Annotated in this window: 11 protein-coding genes; 5 read left to right on the top strand and 6 right to left on the bottom strand. The window is 28.7% G+C overall.

Features of this window, described 5'->3' with window-relative positions; translation table 11 throughout:
- Positions 1-15: 15 nt before the first annotated feature.
- On the bottom strand, positions 16-1,047 hold the full coding sequence (locus HZC47_06490) for a H4MPT-linked C1 transfer pathway protein (protein ID MBI5680519.1): 1,032 nt from the start codon (positions 1,045-1,047) through the stop codon (positions 16-18).
- 51 nt (positions 1,048-1,098) lie between these two features.
- Positions 1,099-2,112 (bottom strand): ATP-grasp domain-containing protein, encoded by a 1,014-nt coding sequence (locus HZC47_06485; GenBank protein MBI5680518.1) that lies wholly within the window; start codon positions 2,110-2,112, stop codon positions 1,099-1,101.
- Between the two features lie 351 nt (positions 2,113-2,463).
- Here HZC47_06485 and HZC47_06480 point away from each other — a divergent pair, with 351 nt between their 5' ends.
- On the top strand, positions 2,464-3,072 hold the full coding sequence (locus HZC47_06480; GenBank protein ID MBI5680517.1) for a zinc ribbon domain-containing protein: 609 nt from the start codon (positions 2,464-2,466) through the stop codon (positions 3,070-3,072).
- A gap of 114 nt (positions 3,073-3,186) precedes the next feature.
- On the opposite strand, the gene HZC47_06475 is transcribed toward HZC47_06480, so the two are convergent.
- Together HZC47_06475 and HZC47_06470 are read right to left on the bottom strand one after the other, a co-directional pair.
- On the bottom strand, positions 3,187-4,488 hold the full coding sequence (locus tag HZC47_06475; protein ID MBI5680516.1) for a site-specific integrase: 1,302 nt from the start codon (positions 4,486-4,488) through the stop codon (positions 3,187-3,189).
- 333 nt (positions 4,489-4,821) lie between these two features.
- A complete protein-coding gene (locus tag HZC47_06470) occupies positions 4,822-5,394 on the bottom strand; it encodes a hypothetical protein (GenBank protein ID MBI5680515.1) in 573 nt (190 codons plus the stop codon).
- A 201-nt stretch (positions 5,395-5,595) separates the two neighbouring features.
- Here HZC47_06470 and HZC47_06465 point away from each other — a divergent pair, with 201 nt between their 5' ends.
- From HZC47_06465 to HZC47_06450, 4 genes are all read left to right on the top strand, one after another.
- The gene (locus HZC47_06465; GenBank protein ID MBI5680514.1) at positions 5,596-6,621 is read left to right on the top strand and encodes a hypothetical protein; all 1,026 of its coding nucleotides are present in this window, start codon (positions 5,596-5,598) and stop codon (positions 6,619-6,621) included.
- Between the two features lie 2 nt (positions 6,622-6,623).
- Complete coding sequence (locus HZC47_06460) at positions 6,624-8,588, top strand: hypothetical protein (GenBank protein MBI5680513.1); 1,965 nt, start codon at positions 6,624-6,626, stop codon at positions 8,586-8,588.
- Between the two features lie 397 nt (positions 8,589-8,985).
- A complete protein-coding gene (locus tag HZC47_06455) occupies positions 8,986-9,771 on the top strand; it encodes a TIR domain-containing protein (GenBank protein MBI5680512.1) in 786 nt (261 codons plus the stop codon).
- A 16-nt stretch (positions 9,772-9,787) separates the two neighbouring features.
- Positions 9,788-10,372, top strand: coding sequence for a hypothetical protein (locus HZC47_06450; protein MBI5680511.1), 585 nt, complete (start codon positions 9,788-9,790; stop codon positions 10,370-10,372).
- 480 nt (positions 10,373-10,852) lie between these two features.
- On the opposite strand, the gene HZC47_06445 is transcribed toward HZC47_06450, so the two are convergent.
- Entirely contained in the window at positions 10,853-12,640 is a 1,788-nt protein-coding gene (locus HZC47_06445; protein ID MBI5680510.1) for a hypothetical protein, read from the bottom strand.
- 73 nt (positions 12,641-12,713) lie between these two features.
- Positions 12,714-15,962 carry an Eco57I restriction-modification methylase domain-containing protein gene (locus HZC47_06440; protein MBI5680509.1) on the bottom strand — a complete coding sequence of 1,083 codons (3,249 nt, stop codon included), beginning with the start codon at positions 15,960-15,962 and terminating at the stop codon, positions 12,714-12,716.
- Positions 15,963-16,161: the final 199 nt, after the last annotated feature.

Genomic DNA, 16,161 nt, shown 5'->3' with positions numbered 1-16,161 from the left:
AACAAACTGATTAGTTTAAATTTCATCCTTTCTCATAAATTGTTCCATCATTAATGCAGTTCCAATAGCTGGTGCAACAACACATTCTTCTTTTGTAATAATTTTATCCATTCCTTCAAAATTGATTTCTGCCATTTCAGCAGCTTTTGCACCAATTATATCCATACCTAACCCTGTGGTTACAACTTTTTCTATTTTTTCTCTTTTTGAAACTTCTATAAGCGCTTCTGCAATTCTCTCAATCTGTTTTTGGTAGATAAATGCAGCAATTTCACATATATTATCTGGAGTTAACATGTCCATGTCTCCACATATAACTCTCGCTATTCTTCGCATACACTCTTCTTTTGATTTTCCTGCCCCGTCAGGTGTGCTACAAGTATATTCCTCTTTTTTTATGTTTCCCAGGACCATGTGTATGTCTGCAGTGATTGCAAAAAGTTCTGAGGACACTCTGATAAATTCATCACCAAGGGGTACTTTTCGGACTATAGTGGCCACATTTGTTCTTAAAGTTCCACTGTAAACTAATTCTCCGGTTTTTAATCTTTCAAGGTCAGATCGCCCTTTAGTACATTCTGATCCGTTTTTTATTGGAATTATATCTGTTGTTGTACTTCCTGTATCTATCATTATTGAATTAGGTTCCATTTTGGATGCTATTTTGGATGTTGCAATCCAGTTTGCTGCAGCAACATCCTCTGGATTTTTAATGACATCTTTATATTTTAAAACACCATTAAGACCAATAAAGCCAACAGGAACATTGAATGATTCATTAGATTTCCTGGAAATATCCAATACTCCTTCTTTTTTTGTTTTATATGCATCCACAAGCTCAGCTGTCATGCAAATTCCCACTGCATCTAAATCGTTTATATCATCGCCAATTAAATCTATAAGAGCATTTCCAAGTTTATCTTTTTCAAGCCACATTGGAAAATATTTAAAATCAGTTTTAATATCTATTATATCACCGTGATCGTTAAATTCAACCACAGCTAAGTCTGTATTTGCCCCACCAATGTCAAATCCTGCAATTTTCATAAAATCACTCGTTATTTATTTTAATTTTATTAGTTAGTTTTAAAGAAGTTATCATTTTTGATTTATGTCTAATTTTTTAAAGTTTAATGTATTATTTTGTTTAAAAAATGATATTTCTCCATTTAATTGAATTTTTGAAGGTAATATCCCATAAATAGAATCTAAAATTGCATCACCAATGTTAAAATCTAAAATATCCCTTAAAGCAACATAAGGAGTTGTAATTCTGGAATTTATCTCCACTAAATGAACTTCATCCCCTAAAATCATGTCCACACCAACATACCCTTTAAGGCCATTAATTGATTCAGCAGCTTTTTTAGCAATTTCTTTGGCTTCATCTGCAAGTTCATGGTTTAAAGGAACTTTACCTCCATTATAATTTATTCCATCCCCTGTAAGTTCAATATCCTGTAGATTTAAGCTTAATGGAATTGCTTCTTTACCATTGCTTATTAAACTAACGCTTGCTGAGGTCCCTTCCACAAAATCTTGAATTATAAAGTAGGGGAGATTATTTTCAAGCATAGAAGCTGCTTTTTTTAATTCTTTTGAATTGTTTATGATCTGTACTCCAGAACATGAAACACCATCTGCAGGTTTTACAACTTTTTTTTTATTATTAAAGACTATGTATTTGTTTATATCATTGAAATAAACTTTTTCAGTCTTTATAATTGGCACGTGGTCTTTTAGTGCTTCATACATAACATATTTATCAGAACAAACCTTTACTGCATTTGAACTTGAACCAATGATGCAAACACCTTTTTTTTCAATCAAATAGGTTATTTCATATAAAATAAAATCTTCTTCAGGAGCTATAACCAGGCAGGCGTCATAATTTGATATATTTTTATTTATCCATTCCATTAAATCTTCTTCAAGTTCAACAGGGTTGCAGTAACTGCTATTAAAATTTTGGATTTTTTTGGATATTAAATAATCAGTATTTTTGTTTTTAAAGTCTTTTAAAAGTCCTTTAATCATGGCATGGCCTTCAGCACTAATTGACGGATCATCTATTCCTAATGCTGTAGCATATTCAATAATAAGGATATTCAAATAATCAGCTCCAAAAAATTAAACTCCTTTAAGCCCAGATTTTGTATCAATCAATTTTAAAAGTTTTAATCATATTTATAAGTCATTTATAATCATTTATCAAATTATCATAGCTTGTATAATTATTGTTGGAATTTAATATCTCAAGATTAATAAAGTTAATTATTTGAAATTCCTAAAGATTACAAAGAAATTTCTACGTTCCTAACCTTATTTTAAAAACGAGGATATGTGACTCATCTTTATATCCCAAAATTATATATAATTGCTTATTTTTGAAAATTGTAATATTAAGTATAAATACTAATAAGAATTAATCTAATTTTAATTATTACAAAAGGAGAAATTTTAATGAAATATTTAATATGCGAAAAATGTGGGGGCTATTACAAACTGCAAGAAGGTGAATCATTAGGTGATTTTTATGGCTGTGACTGCGGTGGGGACTACAGAGAAGCTAAAGAATATGAAATTGAAGATCTTGAAAATTCCAAATTAGATACAAAAGAAAATTCCAAATTAGATACGAAAGAAATAACTAATAAACATATGTCTGCTGAAGATATTAGGAAAAAACTTGAGGAAAAACGTAACGAATTAGATATATGTAGGCATTGTGGTTATAAAAATATTGAAGAAGCTGAATTTTGTATTAAATGTGGAGCAAAAATAGGAGCTAATATTTGTCCAAAATGTGAAATTGAAAATCCAAAAGATGCTGAATTTTGTTATAAATGTGGCCATGACCTAAAAAATAAGCCCCAATCCACTGAAATAATAAGTAAAAAGGGTTTAGGTATCGGTATGGGTATTATAATATTTCTTTTTTCACCATTGGCTGGTATTATTGGTTATATTGTGTGGCACGATAGTAAACCTAAAAAAGCCGAACAATCCGGTTTACTTGCATTAGCAGGATTTATATTATGGTTCATAACATATCTCCTATTACTCATATAGAGTTTAACAATAATTTTGTTAGTTAACATGACAAAAAAATTAATTTCATTATAAATTAAAAGGAATATCAAAGCTTTAAAATTTAATTAAACAATATGCACTGAAATATAAAAACTAAGCATTATTTTTTATCTTCTTTATTTCTTGCTTCATTTCTTGCACAATTTGACTCAATTCCATTATCTCAGACTGTTGCATTTGATTATCATACATTACACCAGATAACGCTTCACCTAATTGCATATTTTCTTCCTTTAATTCTTTATTTGGCTCATCAAGAGCAACATTATAATTAGCAATTAATTCCCTAAATTCGTTTAAATCTATTTTTAATTGTTTATTTTCTTTTTTAAGCTTTTCATGATTTGTTATAACTTCATTAAATTCAAACATACTCACGGGGGACTCTTTGGGTTGTATTGTAACTTTATGCATATATTTTAGATAAACTTTCTGTAATTCTTCATCATTATTTAAAAAATAAGCATCCCTAACTTTACTTTTCAATACATGACCCATAAAATGTTCCCTTATCTCTTCAGGCATTCCAGCATAAACTAATTGTGTATTGAAAAACTTCCTCATCATATGACTTGTAGCTTTTCTAAACCTGCCCTTTTCCTCATTTTCCCATCCAAGATAATTATTAAGAGATATATAGGCCATTTGAAGCGTATTTATTTTCATTGGTTTATTTGAAGATTTAGAAGAAGGAAATAATGCACCATCAAAATCTGGATTAATTCTTTCAAGTTTAAGATATTTTTCAATAGCTCCAAGAGCTTCTTCACTAATAAAAGTTATAAACTCTTTATTAGTTTTCTTTCTTGACAAATGTAATTTACATATTCTCCTATTTTTCCCTGCATTTTTGTCGTGAACTTCAATAATTCCCGTTTTAATATCTTTAACTTTCAATTTTAAGATATCTGCTGCTGATAGTCCTGATGATACTTGAGTTAAAATTACCGCTTTCATTTTCCAAGTTTTACAAGCATCTAAAAGATTTCTAATATTATCTTTAGTTAAGGCTTTTCTTTTATTAGGTTCTTTGAAATCATTAGATTTTCTTCTTTTACCTCTTTCTACATAAGCTGGTAATTCATTGAAACAAATAAACGCATTTACAATGCCTCTTCTATTATCCCTGGTTTTTTTGGTACGATTCTGTTTTTTACAATGTTCATCAAAATTTTCAAACCATTTATTTACTGAACGCTCCCATGCCGGTAATCTTTCCTCTTCTTCCATATAAATGATTTTCAACATTTCTTCAGGATTTAAACTATTAGCAATACAAAATTCAGCTAAGGCATTCAAATAACTCTTTTTAGTGTTGTGACTTAAATCCTTTAACCATGAGTTAACTACACTTATAGTCTCAATTTCTTTCACAACGTTTTTTAAGGCTACCATTCTTTCCACAGCCGTTTATTAAATATTAAAATCCATAACCATTACATATTACTAATTATTATATACCTCATATTGTATATAAATCTACTGTCTTTATTAAGGCCCCATTTACTATTATACTAACTACGATAATTATTTTTTAATTTTAGAGTTTCATTAGGTAATTGATTTTACATAAATACTTTATATTAACCCATTTAACAAAATAATACTTGTTATCTCCAATTATTCTGTAAATTATTTTCTGTAAAATAATGGTCTCTCATCCTCCAAACCCTGATGTTAATTTCAGTGGTTAAAAAAAATGAAAGAAGAGATTTAATTTTTGTTATTTTAGAAATAAAATGCATAGTATAAACAATATTTAATTAACAAACGGCCTAAATAATTTTTTAAACTATCAGTTACATTGTTATTCTTAAAGAAATTGTTCACAATATCTTCCAATTCATTTTGATCACAAGGATTTAGAGGAAGTTCCATAACACTGGGTATACCCTCTTTATAATCCATAGAATTGATTTTAGATCTTTCATACAATAGATGTTTAATCAACTTTTCTATTTGAATGATATCAGATATTGTAAAATTATGAAGCATTAATTCAACAATTTCACTATTATATTTCCCTTCTTCCCATTCTGGTTTCTGTAAACAGAGTGTTTCAGCAACATATTTTGAATACTCTTCATTAATATACAGATTGGATTGATTTTTACTATCTTTACTATGAATTTCAACAGGAAATCCACCAGTAATCATTTTATTTTCAGTTTTTGTCCATTTTATAATTTGTGATTGGCTTTCAAGCTCATTATTTATCCGCATTATTGCGTTTAAGAGATTTATAGGAGTTTTTCCTAATACATATTCTTCAGCAGGTCCCTTAAAATAATCTATTAACATCTTTTTTCACCTCCTTCAATAGTTTTTAATTCATTTCTAAAACTTTCTAAACCATTTTCCATTTTATCAGCCTCTTTTTCTTTTTTTGAAAGCTACTTTCTTTTAATGTAGCTTCAAAAGCTATTCTAAATGCACAATCAAATGTAAATTTAGGTAGTTTTAAGTGCTATTAGCACATATATGAATTTTGGAGAAAATTATATGCCAAAAAAACCTGAGTTGGATGAACCAATTCTAAAAGTATTAGAAAAAGGGGCACTTACGGGAAAAGAGCTAAAAAAAGAAGCTATAAATAAATTACCCAATATAAAAAGGCCTGAGGATAAAAAAAAGACTTTTGATGAATCTATAATGCGACTTATGGATAAGGATAAAGTTCATATTATAGGCTACGAACCTAAACCTAAAGGCACGAGAAGACAGAATTTAAAGTCAGATTATCTAATTTTTAGCTTAATGAAAACAGATCCTCTTGAAATACTGCATATTTTTAATAAAATGAGTAGTGACAATTTAGAAAATGCTAAAATAGCTAAAAATGAGCTTAAAAAATTATTTTCTGGTAGAATACAAAATATTGAGTCTAAAAAGTTGGAAAAATGGAATATAACAGAAGATATATTGAAAATTAGAGATTTAAATGATGATGAGCTAGCATGGATTGATGCATATTGGATAATACACTTCTACAATCTAAATAATCCTACTGAATCTATTAAAGAATATTCTGAATCAATAGGATATGAAATGGAAATGAGTAAAAAAAAGCTTCCACAATTACGTGAAAAGTATGAATACTTAAATATCAGATACTTAGCTGGTGAAGAACATTCAATGCCAATAAAAGAGTTATATGGCGCTGAAAGATTCATTAGGTACAATTTAATGTATAATTCAGAAGATGAGAAACAAATTAGAGGTTGGCAGATTAAAGAACAAGGCTTAGAAGGGCAAGATGAGAAACTAATCGATGCTTTATTTACATATAATAAACCACTTAAAGATGATGAATTCATTAAAATGAAATTAGGTTATTCAAAACCCGGAATAAGAACTTCAAATGAAATTAATGAGTTATTCGAAGACATTATATCATACATTAAATCTCAAAATCAAATTAGAGATGCATTAACTGAAAGGTTTGTACATGGGCTTAGTGAAAGAAAAGATGCAGATAAATCCTTAGAAAATTTAATTTCTGAAGTATCTGGGAATAAATTGGTGTAAAAATGGAATTAAACTGGGTAGATCTTGGAAGTGACATTGATACCGTCTGGAAAAATAAAAGAGAAATTAATTTTGAAGAAGGAATTAATATTTTAGCTTTACAGCCTGGAGCTGGAAAAACAACTTTAATTAAAGAATATTTAGAAAACGCATATGATAAGAAAGTATTGATTATAGTTCCAACCCACAAGCTCATTGAAACTGAATATAAAGAAATTATTAAAAATAAGAGGCTAATTGAACATTGGAAAGGATTTGATTATCTATGTAAAAAAAAGAATAGTAGCGATCCCATTTTCAATTTTCGCGGCAAAAATGAAGAAAATAAAATTACTCCCCAATATATCTGTAATAAACTCTGTTCTAAGTCTGAAAAAAAGAAATGTAATTATAAAAAGCAGTTTGAGCCTAAAGAAAAGCATTTGACAACTGTTCCTGAATTTTTAAACCTTATTTTTGATAGAAAAGAGGATTATAATTTTGATATGGTTTTTTTTGATGAAACATTTGATAGAAGTGATAAACTACTATTTAATGAGGATGTACTATCTGAAGTTCTGGAAATTATCCCCATTTGTGATATAATGCAATTGTTGGATGGTGATGAAAGATTTATCAATTATTTAATTAATGATTACCGTGATGCCTTAAAAGAAGCCGTATATAATGAAAATGAGGATATAATTAAAGTTTTAATACAATTTAATCCTTATGGATTTGAAAAATGGATGAAATATTATAAAATTTATAGTGAGAAAAGAGATTATTATGAACCTTATTTATATTATGCATTTAAATATGCATTAGAAGGTATACCTGTTGTTATTTCGGATGCTACGTTCCCTGAAAAGTTTTTTACTAAAGTTTTTGAACAGTTCTGTTCTGAAAATGATATAGAAAAAGAGAATATAAACTTTTATGGCTACAAAAGCTCTATCAAAAGAAAAGATAAGGAAATTTGGAAAATTTATGAGAATAATCTATTCTATAAAAGCTATTTTGGATCTGAAATATTTAAACTAAAAGAATTTGTCAGTCGAATTTCTCGTAAATACACCAATATGGGCCTGATAACATACAAAGATTATGAGGATATTTTCGAGGGACTTAAATACATTAAGGAAACAGCTCATTTTTATGATACAAGGGGATTGAACACATTTAAAAATAGAGATGCTCTCTTATTATTGGGAACATCCTCTATTAATGAAGAAGGTGTTTTGGATGATTATAATAATATTTTCCGGACAAATTACAGTTTAATTGATGATTTTTGGAGACCTAAATTTGAAAAAGGCTACGGATCTCAAATATTATTCGATGCAAATGGCAATAAAATATTGAAAATTAAAATGAAAAATGAAGAAACAGGAGAAATAATAGAACACGAAATTATTTTGGAAGAATTCGAAAGGAAAATGCCCTTGTTTTTAGAACCTATAATAAAAGAGAAACTGGAAATTGAAACAAATAATTATACTCCTCAAGATTATGGTGCTGAAAAGAGGGATTCTGAGATTTATCAGTGCATTCACAGAGCTAGACCTTTAATAAATGATAATGTAAGTACATTTATAGCTGGCTACATTCCAGAGGACATTATAGAGTTTAAGATCTATCATTTGCCCAATGAGGAAACAGATAACTTTACATCTAAATGGGGCATGTATCCTGTAGCAATTAACGATATGATAAATGATTTTTACGATCAAAAAGGATATGTTGAAGTATTAGAGGTCGCTAATGAATTAAAGATTTATAAAAAAGGTTCAAAGAATCCTAATACTAAATTTATCACAGCTATAAGAAATACCCTTGAAAAAGATATTAAAAAAATCGATGCAGGAATTAAAAAAGGGTTTAGAAATCCTTCAGATTTTAATAAAGTTGATACTCAAAAAAATTATTCATTCAAAGAGTTTATAGAAGATTTTATTTATTATGCTGAAGAAGGCGATTTTTTATAGAAAATCTTATCAAAAAACTAAACTATATTAACACTTCAATTAAGTAAATAAGGTATTATATTGTTTATCTTTTAACTATATTTTTCAAATCTTATAAAATGTATTTTTCACCTTCTTAAAATAAGGAGTTTAAGAGAGATAAATCTGATAATAATGATTTTAATCAATTTTCAGAAAAATGGTTTCGCTATATTATATATAAATAAATATTTCACTATTTATTTAATCATATAGAAAATTGGGTTTCGGCATATTTTCAATAATTTCCCATGGAATGAATCTCAGCTTCAGATAATTAATAGCATATTTTCCATAGCAACTAATATGATAAGTTTTTATTTTCATGTGCCAAATGAAAATTAGGAATGTATAATACTTTTAGAGAGGAGGTGAAATTATGGCTGAATTACCAATTGCTCCAATTGGAAGAATAATAAAAAATGCAGGTACTCCCAGAATAAATGAGATTAGAAGTGTTAATTTAGGAAAGTCATTAGAAAAAGAAAAAATTATTCATAAAAAAGAGAAATTAAACGCATTTATAAGTTATTCTGTTGAAGATAGACATGTTGGGGCTGAAATAAAAGAGTTACTTGCTTATTTGGGGATTGAAAGCTTCATGGCACATGAGGATATTGGAATATCTGAAGAATGGAAACACCGTATTCTTAAAGAATTGGATGAAGCTGATATTTTTATTCCTATTTTAAGCGATAATTTTAGGAATTCTGATTGGTGCTCTCAAGAAGCAGGTATTGCTTGTTTTAGGAATGTTTTGATTATTCCGTTAAGCCTTGATAGCGTTAGGCCTTATGGTTTTATGAGTCACCGCCAAGGAAAATCCATAAAACAACATAATATTCCGTTAAATTATTTAATAAATCCAATAATTGATAATTTCCCTGAAATAAATATTTTTGGCAATTTAATTAGTGAATTAAATGGAGTTAAAGGTTATCGTAAAGCAGAGCAATTCATGGGTAATTTGTTGCCTTATTTCGATAAGTTAAGTGTTAATGAAATAAATAGAGTAGTTGATGTTTCTATTGCAAATAATCAAATTTGGGATGCAGGTAAATGTAAAAGAGTATATTTACCTAAGTTTATAGAGATTAACGAGAATAAAATTGATAAAACTAAGCTTAAAAAGCTAAAAGAATTAATAGCTGTAGAAGATGTTTGATTAAAGGGGTTAAGTTATGGAATCTGAAGATAAAGAAGCTCTTGAAATAATATATGGAGAGGTATCTTATCAATTTCAAGGTGCTTTTAGAACTTATAAGACTATTAGAGAGAGGGCAGGTCAACTTATTGGTTTTGTTGGCATAATTTTAAATTTAGAATTATTAGCAATATTGCAAATATTAAACGCAAAAATTGTTGTTCAATTTATTATTATTTTAGTCATATCAAGCATTTTTGCAATTGCTTCGTTAATAATGTCGGGTTTAGCATATCGTCAAGCATTATTTCAGACACTAAAATCAGAGAAATATTTAGAGCCAGAATATATTAATAAGTCTAAAAGTGAGCTTTTAAAAATAATATCTAAAGAAAAAGTTGAGGATATGAAAATAAATAAGAAAATTTTGCATGAGAGAGCAGTACTCGTTAATTCTTCAATGTACTTTCTTATATTTGCCATAGTATCTGGTGCAGCGTTTATTTTAATTAATGTAGCTTCTTTATATGACTTTATATATGGCCTAATAATTGTTTTAATTGCTGGAATAGTAATTTATATTATTTTACATGACCATTTCCGTAAGAAAATAGGATTATAGTTTGAAATGTGAGATTGATGTCACAAAAGATTGATGAAATCTACGATCGAGTTCAAGTTGACATATTTTGAAGTAACTAAAGATTATACGAATGATGTATTCAGCACACCTGTTAAATCCGTAATTCGTACAGAAAAACAAAATAAAAATCATTTAAAAAAATAGGGAATGTGTTAAAGTCAAGACCAAACGACAACAATTAATGAAAAAAATTAGCGAACTTACAATACTATTAGAAACGCAACGGAATTATATAGGTTCACTGGAAAAATCATTGAATAATGAATCAAAGAGTAAATATAATACAAGTAAATTTAAAGATTTAATTAGAATATGAAGCAAAGCATATTTCATAAAAGCAAGGAGATATCATAACAAAAAACACCAAAAGAACCAACAGGAATATTCATCAAACAATGGAATGAAAAAGAAAGTGAAAGATGAATTTAACACGCCCAATTAATTATTTGAAGAATAATCTTATTTAGTAACTTCATATACCTTTATACCTTCTTTTAATTCTTTTTCAGAATAGATAGTTTTGATACCTGCAGATTGTCCTGTAGGGGCCTCCTCAACATCCTGCTTATTGATTTGTAAAGAAGTTATATTTTCTTCCAAAAATTCATTATTAATCTTGTAACCAATTCTTTGACCTTTATATAACTTTCCAGATTCAATATTAATCCCTATAATGTTATCATTTTTTATATAGGTGAATATTTCTCCTATATGTTCATAATTCGCCGGAAAATCAGGTATTTTACCAATTTCATAAAATAAATCCCTTATAACTTTTGGATCCCATCCCCATTTGATCATGCCTCTAATTAAAACAAATAAATCTACTGTGGATACAATACCAATATCATGAGATTTAACAGTTTCAATCTGATCTTCTAAAAACGGCTCTCTTTCAAATGCAGGAATATTTCTCCGATAATTAATTATGGATATACCATTAACATCAAATCTCTTCCATTCTTTTATCCGCCTTGGAATATATTTATGAACCTGTAAAATGTCTTCATCCGTTGGAAAACCCGATTTTCCTTTAATTTCTACTAAAAGAGTAGGAGATCCGTCAAGTATCTGTAAATCTTCTTCTCGCTTCTTACCCTCCTCAATAGTCTTATCAACATCTACAACCTGTTTAAAACCTATAAAATCGAGACATTTTTTAACATCTTCTACGAGTTCATCCCCAGTCTTGGTTAGAATTCCATGTAAAAATCCAAATTCTTCCCTTTCTTGGTCAATTTTTTCGTCAAGTAAAGCTAATTGTTTTTCAGCTTCAGCTTTAACTTGTATTTTCTCCTTTTCAAACTTCTTAACAGCTTCCAGCTCATAATCATCTTTTTGAACCCATTTAGCTCCTTCTAAATCTGGAAAAAGGTGTGGAGATAAATCTGCAATTACCTCAGTTAATAAAGCAGAAATTACATCAGGAGTCTTAGGTATCTGCGGCAAAATAAGAACCCCACCACCATTAAAATCATCAGATAAAATCAAACCACTAACTGGATTTCCAAATTTGTTTGTTAAAAGAGTAAACCATTTATCTTTTAAACCAAAGCGAGCATTAAAAATAGCTCTAAAGAATGTTCCTTTAATATTTCTTTTTAAAAAGTTAAAAATTTCATTTTCATTCCCTTTTACATTAATCTCTTCACCAGAAAGAAAATCAACTTTAAGATCACTATCATTTAAAATAGAAAGAAATGACCAATTATCATGTTTTTCTGTATCCCCTACCAAACCGTAGCCAGGCTGATTTTTACCCCAAATATACTCTTTTTTAAACCGTGGTTGGGCAAATATAACAATAAATCCACCATGAGCCAAAATACGGTCAAAATTTTTCTTTAGATAATACATGAATACGGGCCTTGGATCAATAACACCCGATCTACAATTAGCCCACCATTGATTTTCTTTAGTTTCAACATAATCCTTAATATCTGACTCATTTAAGGTAGCTGGAGAAGTTAAATCTATGAATATCACTTCTTGTTCAGAAATATTTGGTAAATTAGGACGCTCTATAATGGGTGTAAGGTTATTGCTAACTTTTATATTATATGGAGATCCGAAAGTTCCATTGGTTACATTGAAACCATTAGATTCTAAACCATCAGATACTTCTTTAGGTAAATCAATAAGTAATATCTTAGGTTTAGAGTGTATTGATGTGGTTTTTGCAGATGAATCATCTTTAGGTTTATTTTTGATATTTTCTTTACCTTTACTTTTTGATATTCTTAACATTATGTATCTCCAAGTTTTTATCTAATTTTTTGTATTTTTTAGCTTTAAAGTCATTTAAATCCAAATTTAATGATTATTTGCTTAAACTCTCCTCAATAATCTTAATCTCATCCTCAGTAAGCCCATATAACTCATAAACCATCTGATCAATTTCTTTATCAGTTATTTCAATTTCTTGAAGTAATGGATTAATTTTACTTATACTTTCTTCAAATTCTTTTTTAAGAAGATTATAGTTCTTTCTTGATGTGATATCTACCTTTTTTTTCTTTAATTCCGTTAAAAAGTCATCAAAGGTTAATTTATAGTATTTATCAAGTTTTTGTGAGAATTTTTCAATGTTAAATGTGTGTTTTAGCCAGTCTTTAAAAGAATTAATTTCATTCATTAAGTCTTTGTTGAGTTTAAGCATTTGATCGGCTTTTTTAGTGATTTGTTTATTCTCAAAATTTACGATTATTGGAAGTTTTTCAATGTAATTTTTATAAAGATGATATCGAGGTCTTTCCAAAGGATTAGATGTTGTTCGAGCAAGTGGAACGCCAGAATGTTTAAAAACAAAATTTAAAGTTTTAGAAGATATTATTGCACTTAAATATTTTAGATCGATTTTATCTGAAGTAATTATATAAGCAGAATTGTTAGGATAAATTCTTTGATCATCATATGTGGCAAAAAGATTTGTAGAAATACCTGGAAAAATCAATTTTTCTTTATCCAATTCTTTGTGATAATCAACTGTATCTTGTATCTCATACCATTCATAATTTCCTGCTTTCCTACCTATTCTTTGTCCACTGTTTTTAGGTATTAATTGTTTTTTATAATGACTTAAATGCGATTTAATTGCAGGATATTCATTAATTTCAATGCCTCTTTTTGTAAAAATTAAATATAAATCTTTAAAGTCTGTTTTCCACTTTTTAATATCCTGTCCTCTTATCAAAGGTTTAATTAATCTATTACTACTTTTATCGTTACTAATTAGTTTTTCTTTCATTAATTTATCAATATTAAATGCTATATTTAAACCAGTTAATATTCCTCTATATATATTTAAATCTTTAATTTCTTTAAATTTAATGCCTTTAGAATTTATTTTATCAATTAAGCTCAAAATTTCGGGGGTTTCAAAAACCCAATCTTCATAATTAAACCTATTCTGATTTATCTCAAATTCTTCGTTAACACATATTTTACTATTATCATTAGGTATTTCTTTTTTCAAAACAATTATACAAGGGTCTACTTTTGCCTCTTCAAAGATACTTCCAGAAGTATAATCAAAATATTTCATTAATTTATTATTTAAAATGAATTTTCTAAGTTTAAATCCGTATTTTGCTCTAATAAACATATTTGAACTTATAAAAGAGAAATAACCACCATTCTTCAAGATTTTCATACCTTTTTCAAAGAAATATACATAAAGATCGGCAACACCATCAAAAATTTCATAATTTTCCTTTAAATATGGTTTTATCTCTTTTATTTTCTCCTGTCTAACATAGGGAGGATTACCCACCACCACATCAAAACCCCCCTCATCAAATATGGCCTTAAATTCATCTTCCCAGCGGAATGGCTTATCATTAAATTCAGGATCATCAATCAGTGAGTTACCGCATTTTATGTTGTTTTCAAGGTCTGGAAGTTTCCTGTCTTCCTGGCAGACTTTTAAAAATAATGCTAATTTGGTTATATCCACAGATTCTTCGTTTAGGTCTACTCCATAGATGTTATGGATTAATATTTCTCTTCTTGCTGATATTTCATCAAAAAATGAATCAAGCTTGATATGTTTTGCGGTGCTTTTTACTTTATCTTTACCCTTTCCACCTTTGGTTTTGATCGTGGTGGTGTATTTACCCTTTTTAAAAGCGTAGATAGATTTGTGAATTTCTAATAGAATATCTGATGCTTTGTTAAGGAAAGCTCCCGATCCACATGCAGGATCAACTATTTTAATGTTCATTACTTCAGATTCAAGTGTTTCAATTTCTTGTCCTGTTGAATATTCTTGGATGAGCTCAGCCACGGTTTCTGATTTTCCATTTTTGCTTAGGTAGGGTATGATTGTGTTTCTGCAGATGTAGTCTGTGATGTAGTCTGGTGTGTAGAATATGCCTTCTTTTTTTCGTCTTCCTTTACTGTCTTCTTTGAGTTCTTCTATGTCTCCAATTGAGTTTTCGAAGATGTGACCAAGGATATTTACATCTAATTCTGTTGAGAAGTCGAATGTGGATATTGTGAGCATGTTTCGGTATATGGGGTTTACTTTCGGGCCGTATGGTCCAAGGTCAATATTTGCTTCTTTTTCATATTCTTCAAATTTCCAATTCTGGTAAACATCATTGAAGAACTTTTGATCTTCCACAATATCCCTAATCTTTATATGATCTAAGTCTTCTTTGAATATGCCTCCATTGTATTGGGATATCTTTTTGTATTCGTTTCCTTCGTTAATATCTAAAAATAATTCGTTTAATCTTTGCCAGATGCTTCCATGTCTTAGGTTTCCTTTAAGTATAGGCGTTTGGATAGTGTCTGTGGAAATCTGAGGAGGTAGAAGTTCTATGTCTTCTGCGAAACATATAAACATGTATCTGTTCATTATCATCTGAGCATAGTGGATGGCGTCAAGTCGGGATAACTCATTGATTTCTTCAAATTCTTTTATAAGCATTAACCGAGTTTCATTATATAGTTTATAAAATTCTTTTTCCAGTTCTCTTTCCACAACAATTGTTTTATCCATTAATTTATCAATAAAACCAGTTTCGATGTAGCTCTTCTTGGAGAATGATAACATGAAATAGGAGAAGATTGTTTTATCTAAAAGTTCAGCTGCATTAAATGATATGTAATGGCCTTTCTTATGCCAATTGTATAATCTGAATTCATTATAATTGGATACAAGTATCCAGTCAATATCTCCTGTATGTTGGGCATAATCAAAAGCCTGGTCAACAGGTGTTCGCTTATCATTGACCCGGTTTTGTGGTTTGTCCAAGTCCGTTTTCTGGTCCTTGAGCTCAACCACCATAAACTTCTTATCATCAGATTTCAGTATAAACTCGCTTTTACCTCGCCCTTCCTCTTCTTTCTCATCTATAAGGATGTTTTCATCGAGATCATAACCTAAAATACCTTTCAACCATACTTCATAAAAATAAATATAATTCTTAGTTTCTGCTTCAAACTGACCCTCTTCTATCTTTTCAATATGCTTTAAAATAAGTTCATGCTTTGAAGGATTTAATTTGAAGTTCTTTGAATACTTCCGCATCAAAGTTTGATTGAAAAGATTATTGATTATCATGAGAATCTAAAATATATTATTACCATCCTATTTTTTAAACCTATTGATATGATTCTATTTTTAATTTTTTTACTTTAACTAATTAATGATTTAATGCAGAAAACAAGCATAATAAATGGAATTTACCCTAAAAGAGTTATTAAATTGTGAATATTCATATAATCTTTATAAAAGCTAAAGAATTAATAAAGTTAATTCT

It is taken from the genome of Methanobacterium sp., assembly GCA_016222945.1.
Taxonomy (GTDB): domain Archaea; phylum Methanobacteriota; class Methanobacteria; order Methanobacteriales; family Methanobacteriaceae; genus Methanobacterium_D.
Note: the sequence above shows the minus strand (reverse complement) of the source record. Positions and strands in the feature narration are given on the sequence as shown.

Excerpts from the sequence above, each read along its gene's own strand:
- HZC47_06490 (MBI5680519.1), bottom strand. The coding sequence starts at position 1,047 with ATGAAAATTGCAGGATTTGACATTGGTGGGGCAAATACAGACTTAGCT.
- HZC47_06470 (MBI5680515.1), bottom strand. The coding sequence starts at position 5,394 with ATGTTAATAGATTATTTTAAGGGACCTGCTGAAGAATATGTATTAGGA.
- HZC47_06455 (MBI5680512.1), top strand. The coding sequence starts at position 8,986 with ATGGCTGAATTACCAATTGCTCCAATTGGAAGAATAATAAAAAATGCA.
- HZC47_06440 (MBI5680509.1), bottom strand. The coding sequence starts at position 15,962 with ATGATAATCAATAATCTTTTCAATCAAACTTTGATGCGGAAGTATTCA.
- HZC47_06475 (MBI5680516.1), bottom strand. The coding sequence starts at position 4,488 with ATGGTAGCCTTAAAAAACGTTGTGAAAGAAATTGAGACTATAAGTGTA.
- HZC47_06445 (MBI5680510.1), bottom strand. The coding sequence starts at position 12,640 with ATGTTAAGAATATCAAAAAGTAAAGGTAAAGAAAATATCAAAAATAAA.
- HZC47_06460 (MBI5680513.1), top strand. The coding sequence starts at position 6,624 with ATGGAATTAAACTGGGTAGATCTTGGAAGTGACATTGATACCGTCTGG.
- HZC47_06465 (MBI5680514.1), top strand. The coding sequence starts at position 5,596 with ATGCCAAAAAAACCTGAGTTGGATGAACCAATTCTAAAAGTATTAGAA.
- HZC47_06450 (MBI5680511.1), top strand. The coding sequence starts at position 9,788 with ATGGAATCTGAAGATAAAGAAGCTCTTGAAATAATATATGGAGAGGTA.
- HZC47_06480 (MBI5680517.1), top strand. The coding sequence starts at position 2,464 with ATGAAATATTTAATATGCGAAAAATGTGGGGGCTATTACAAACTGCAA.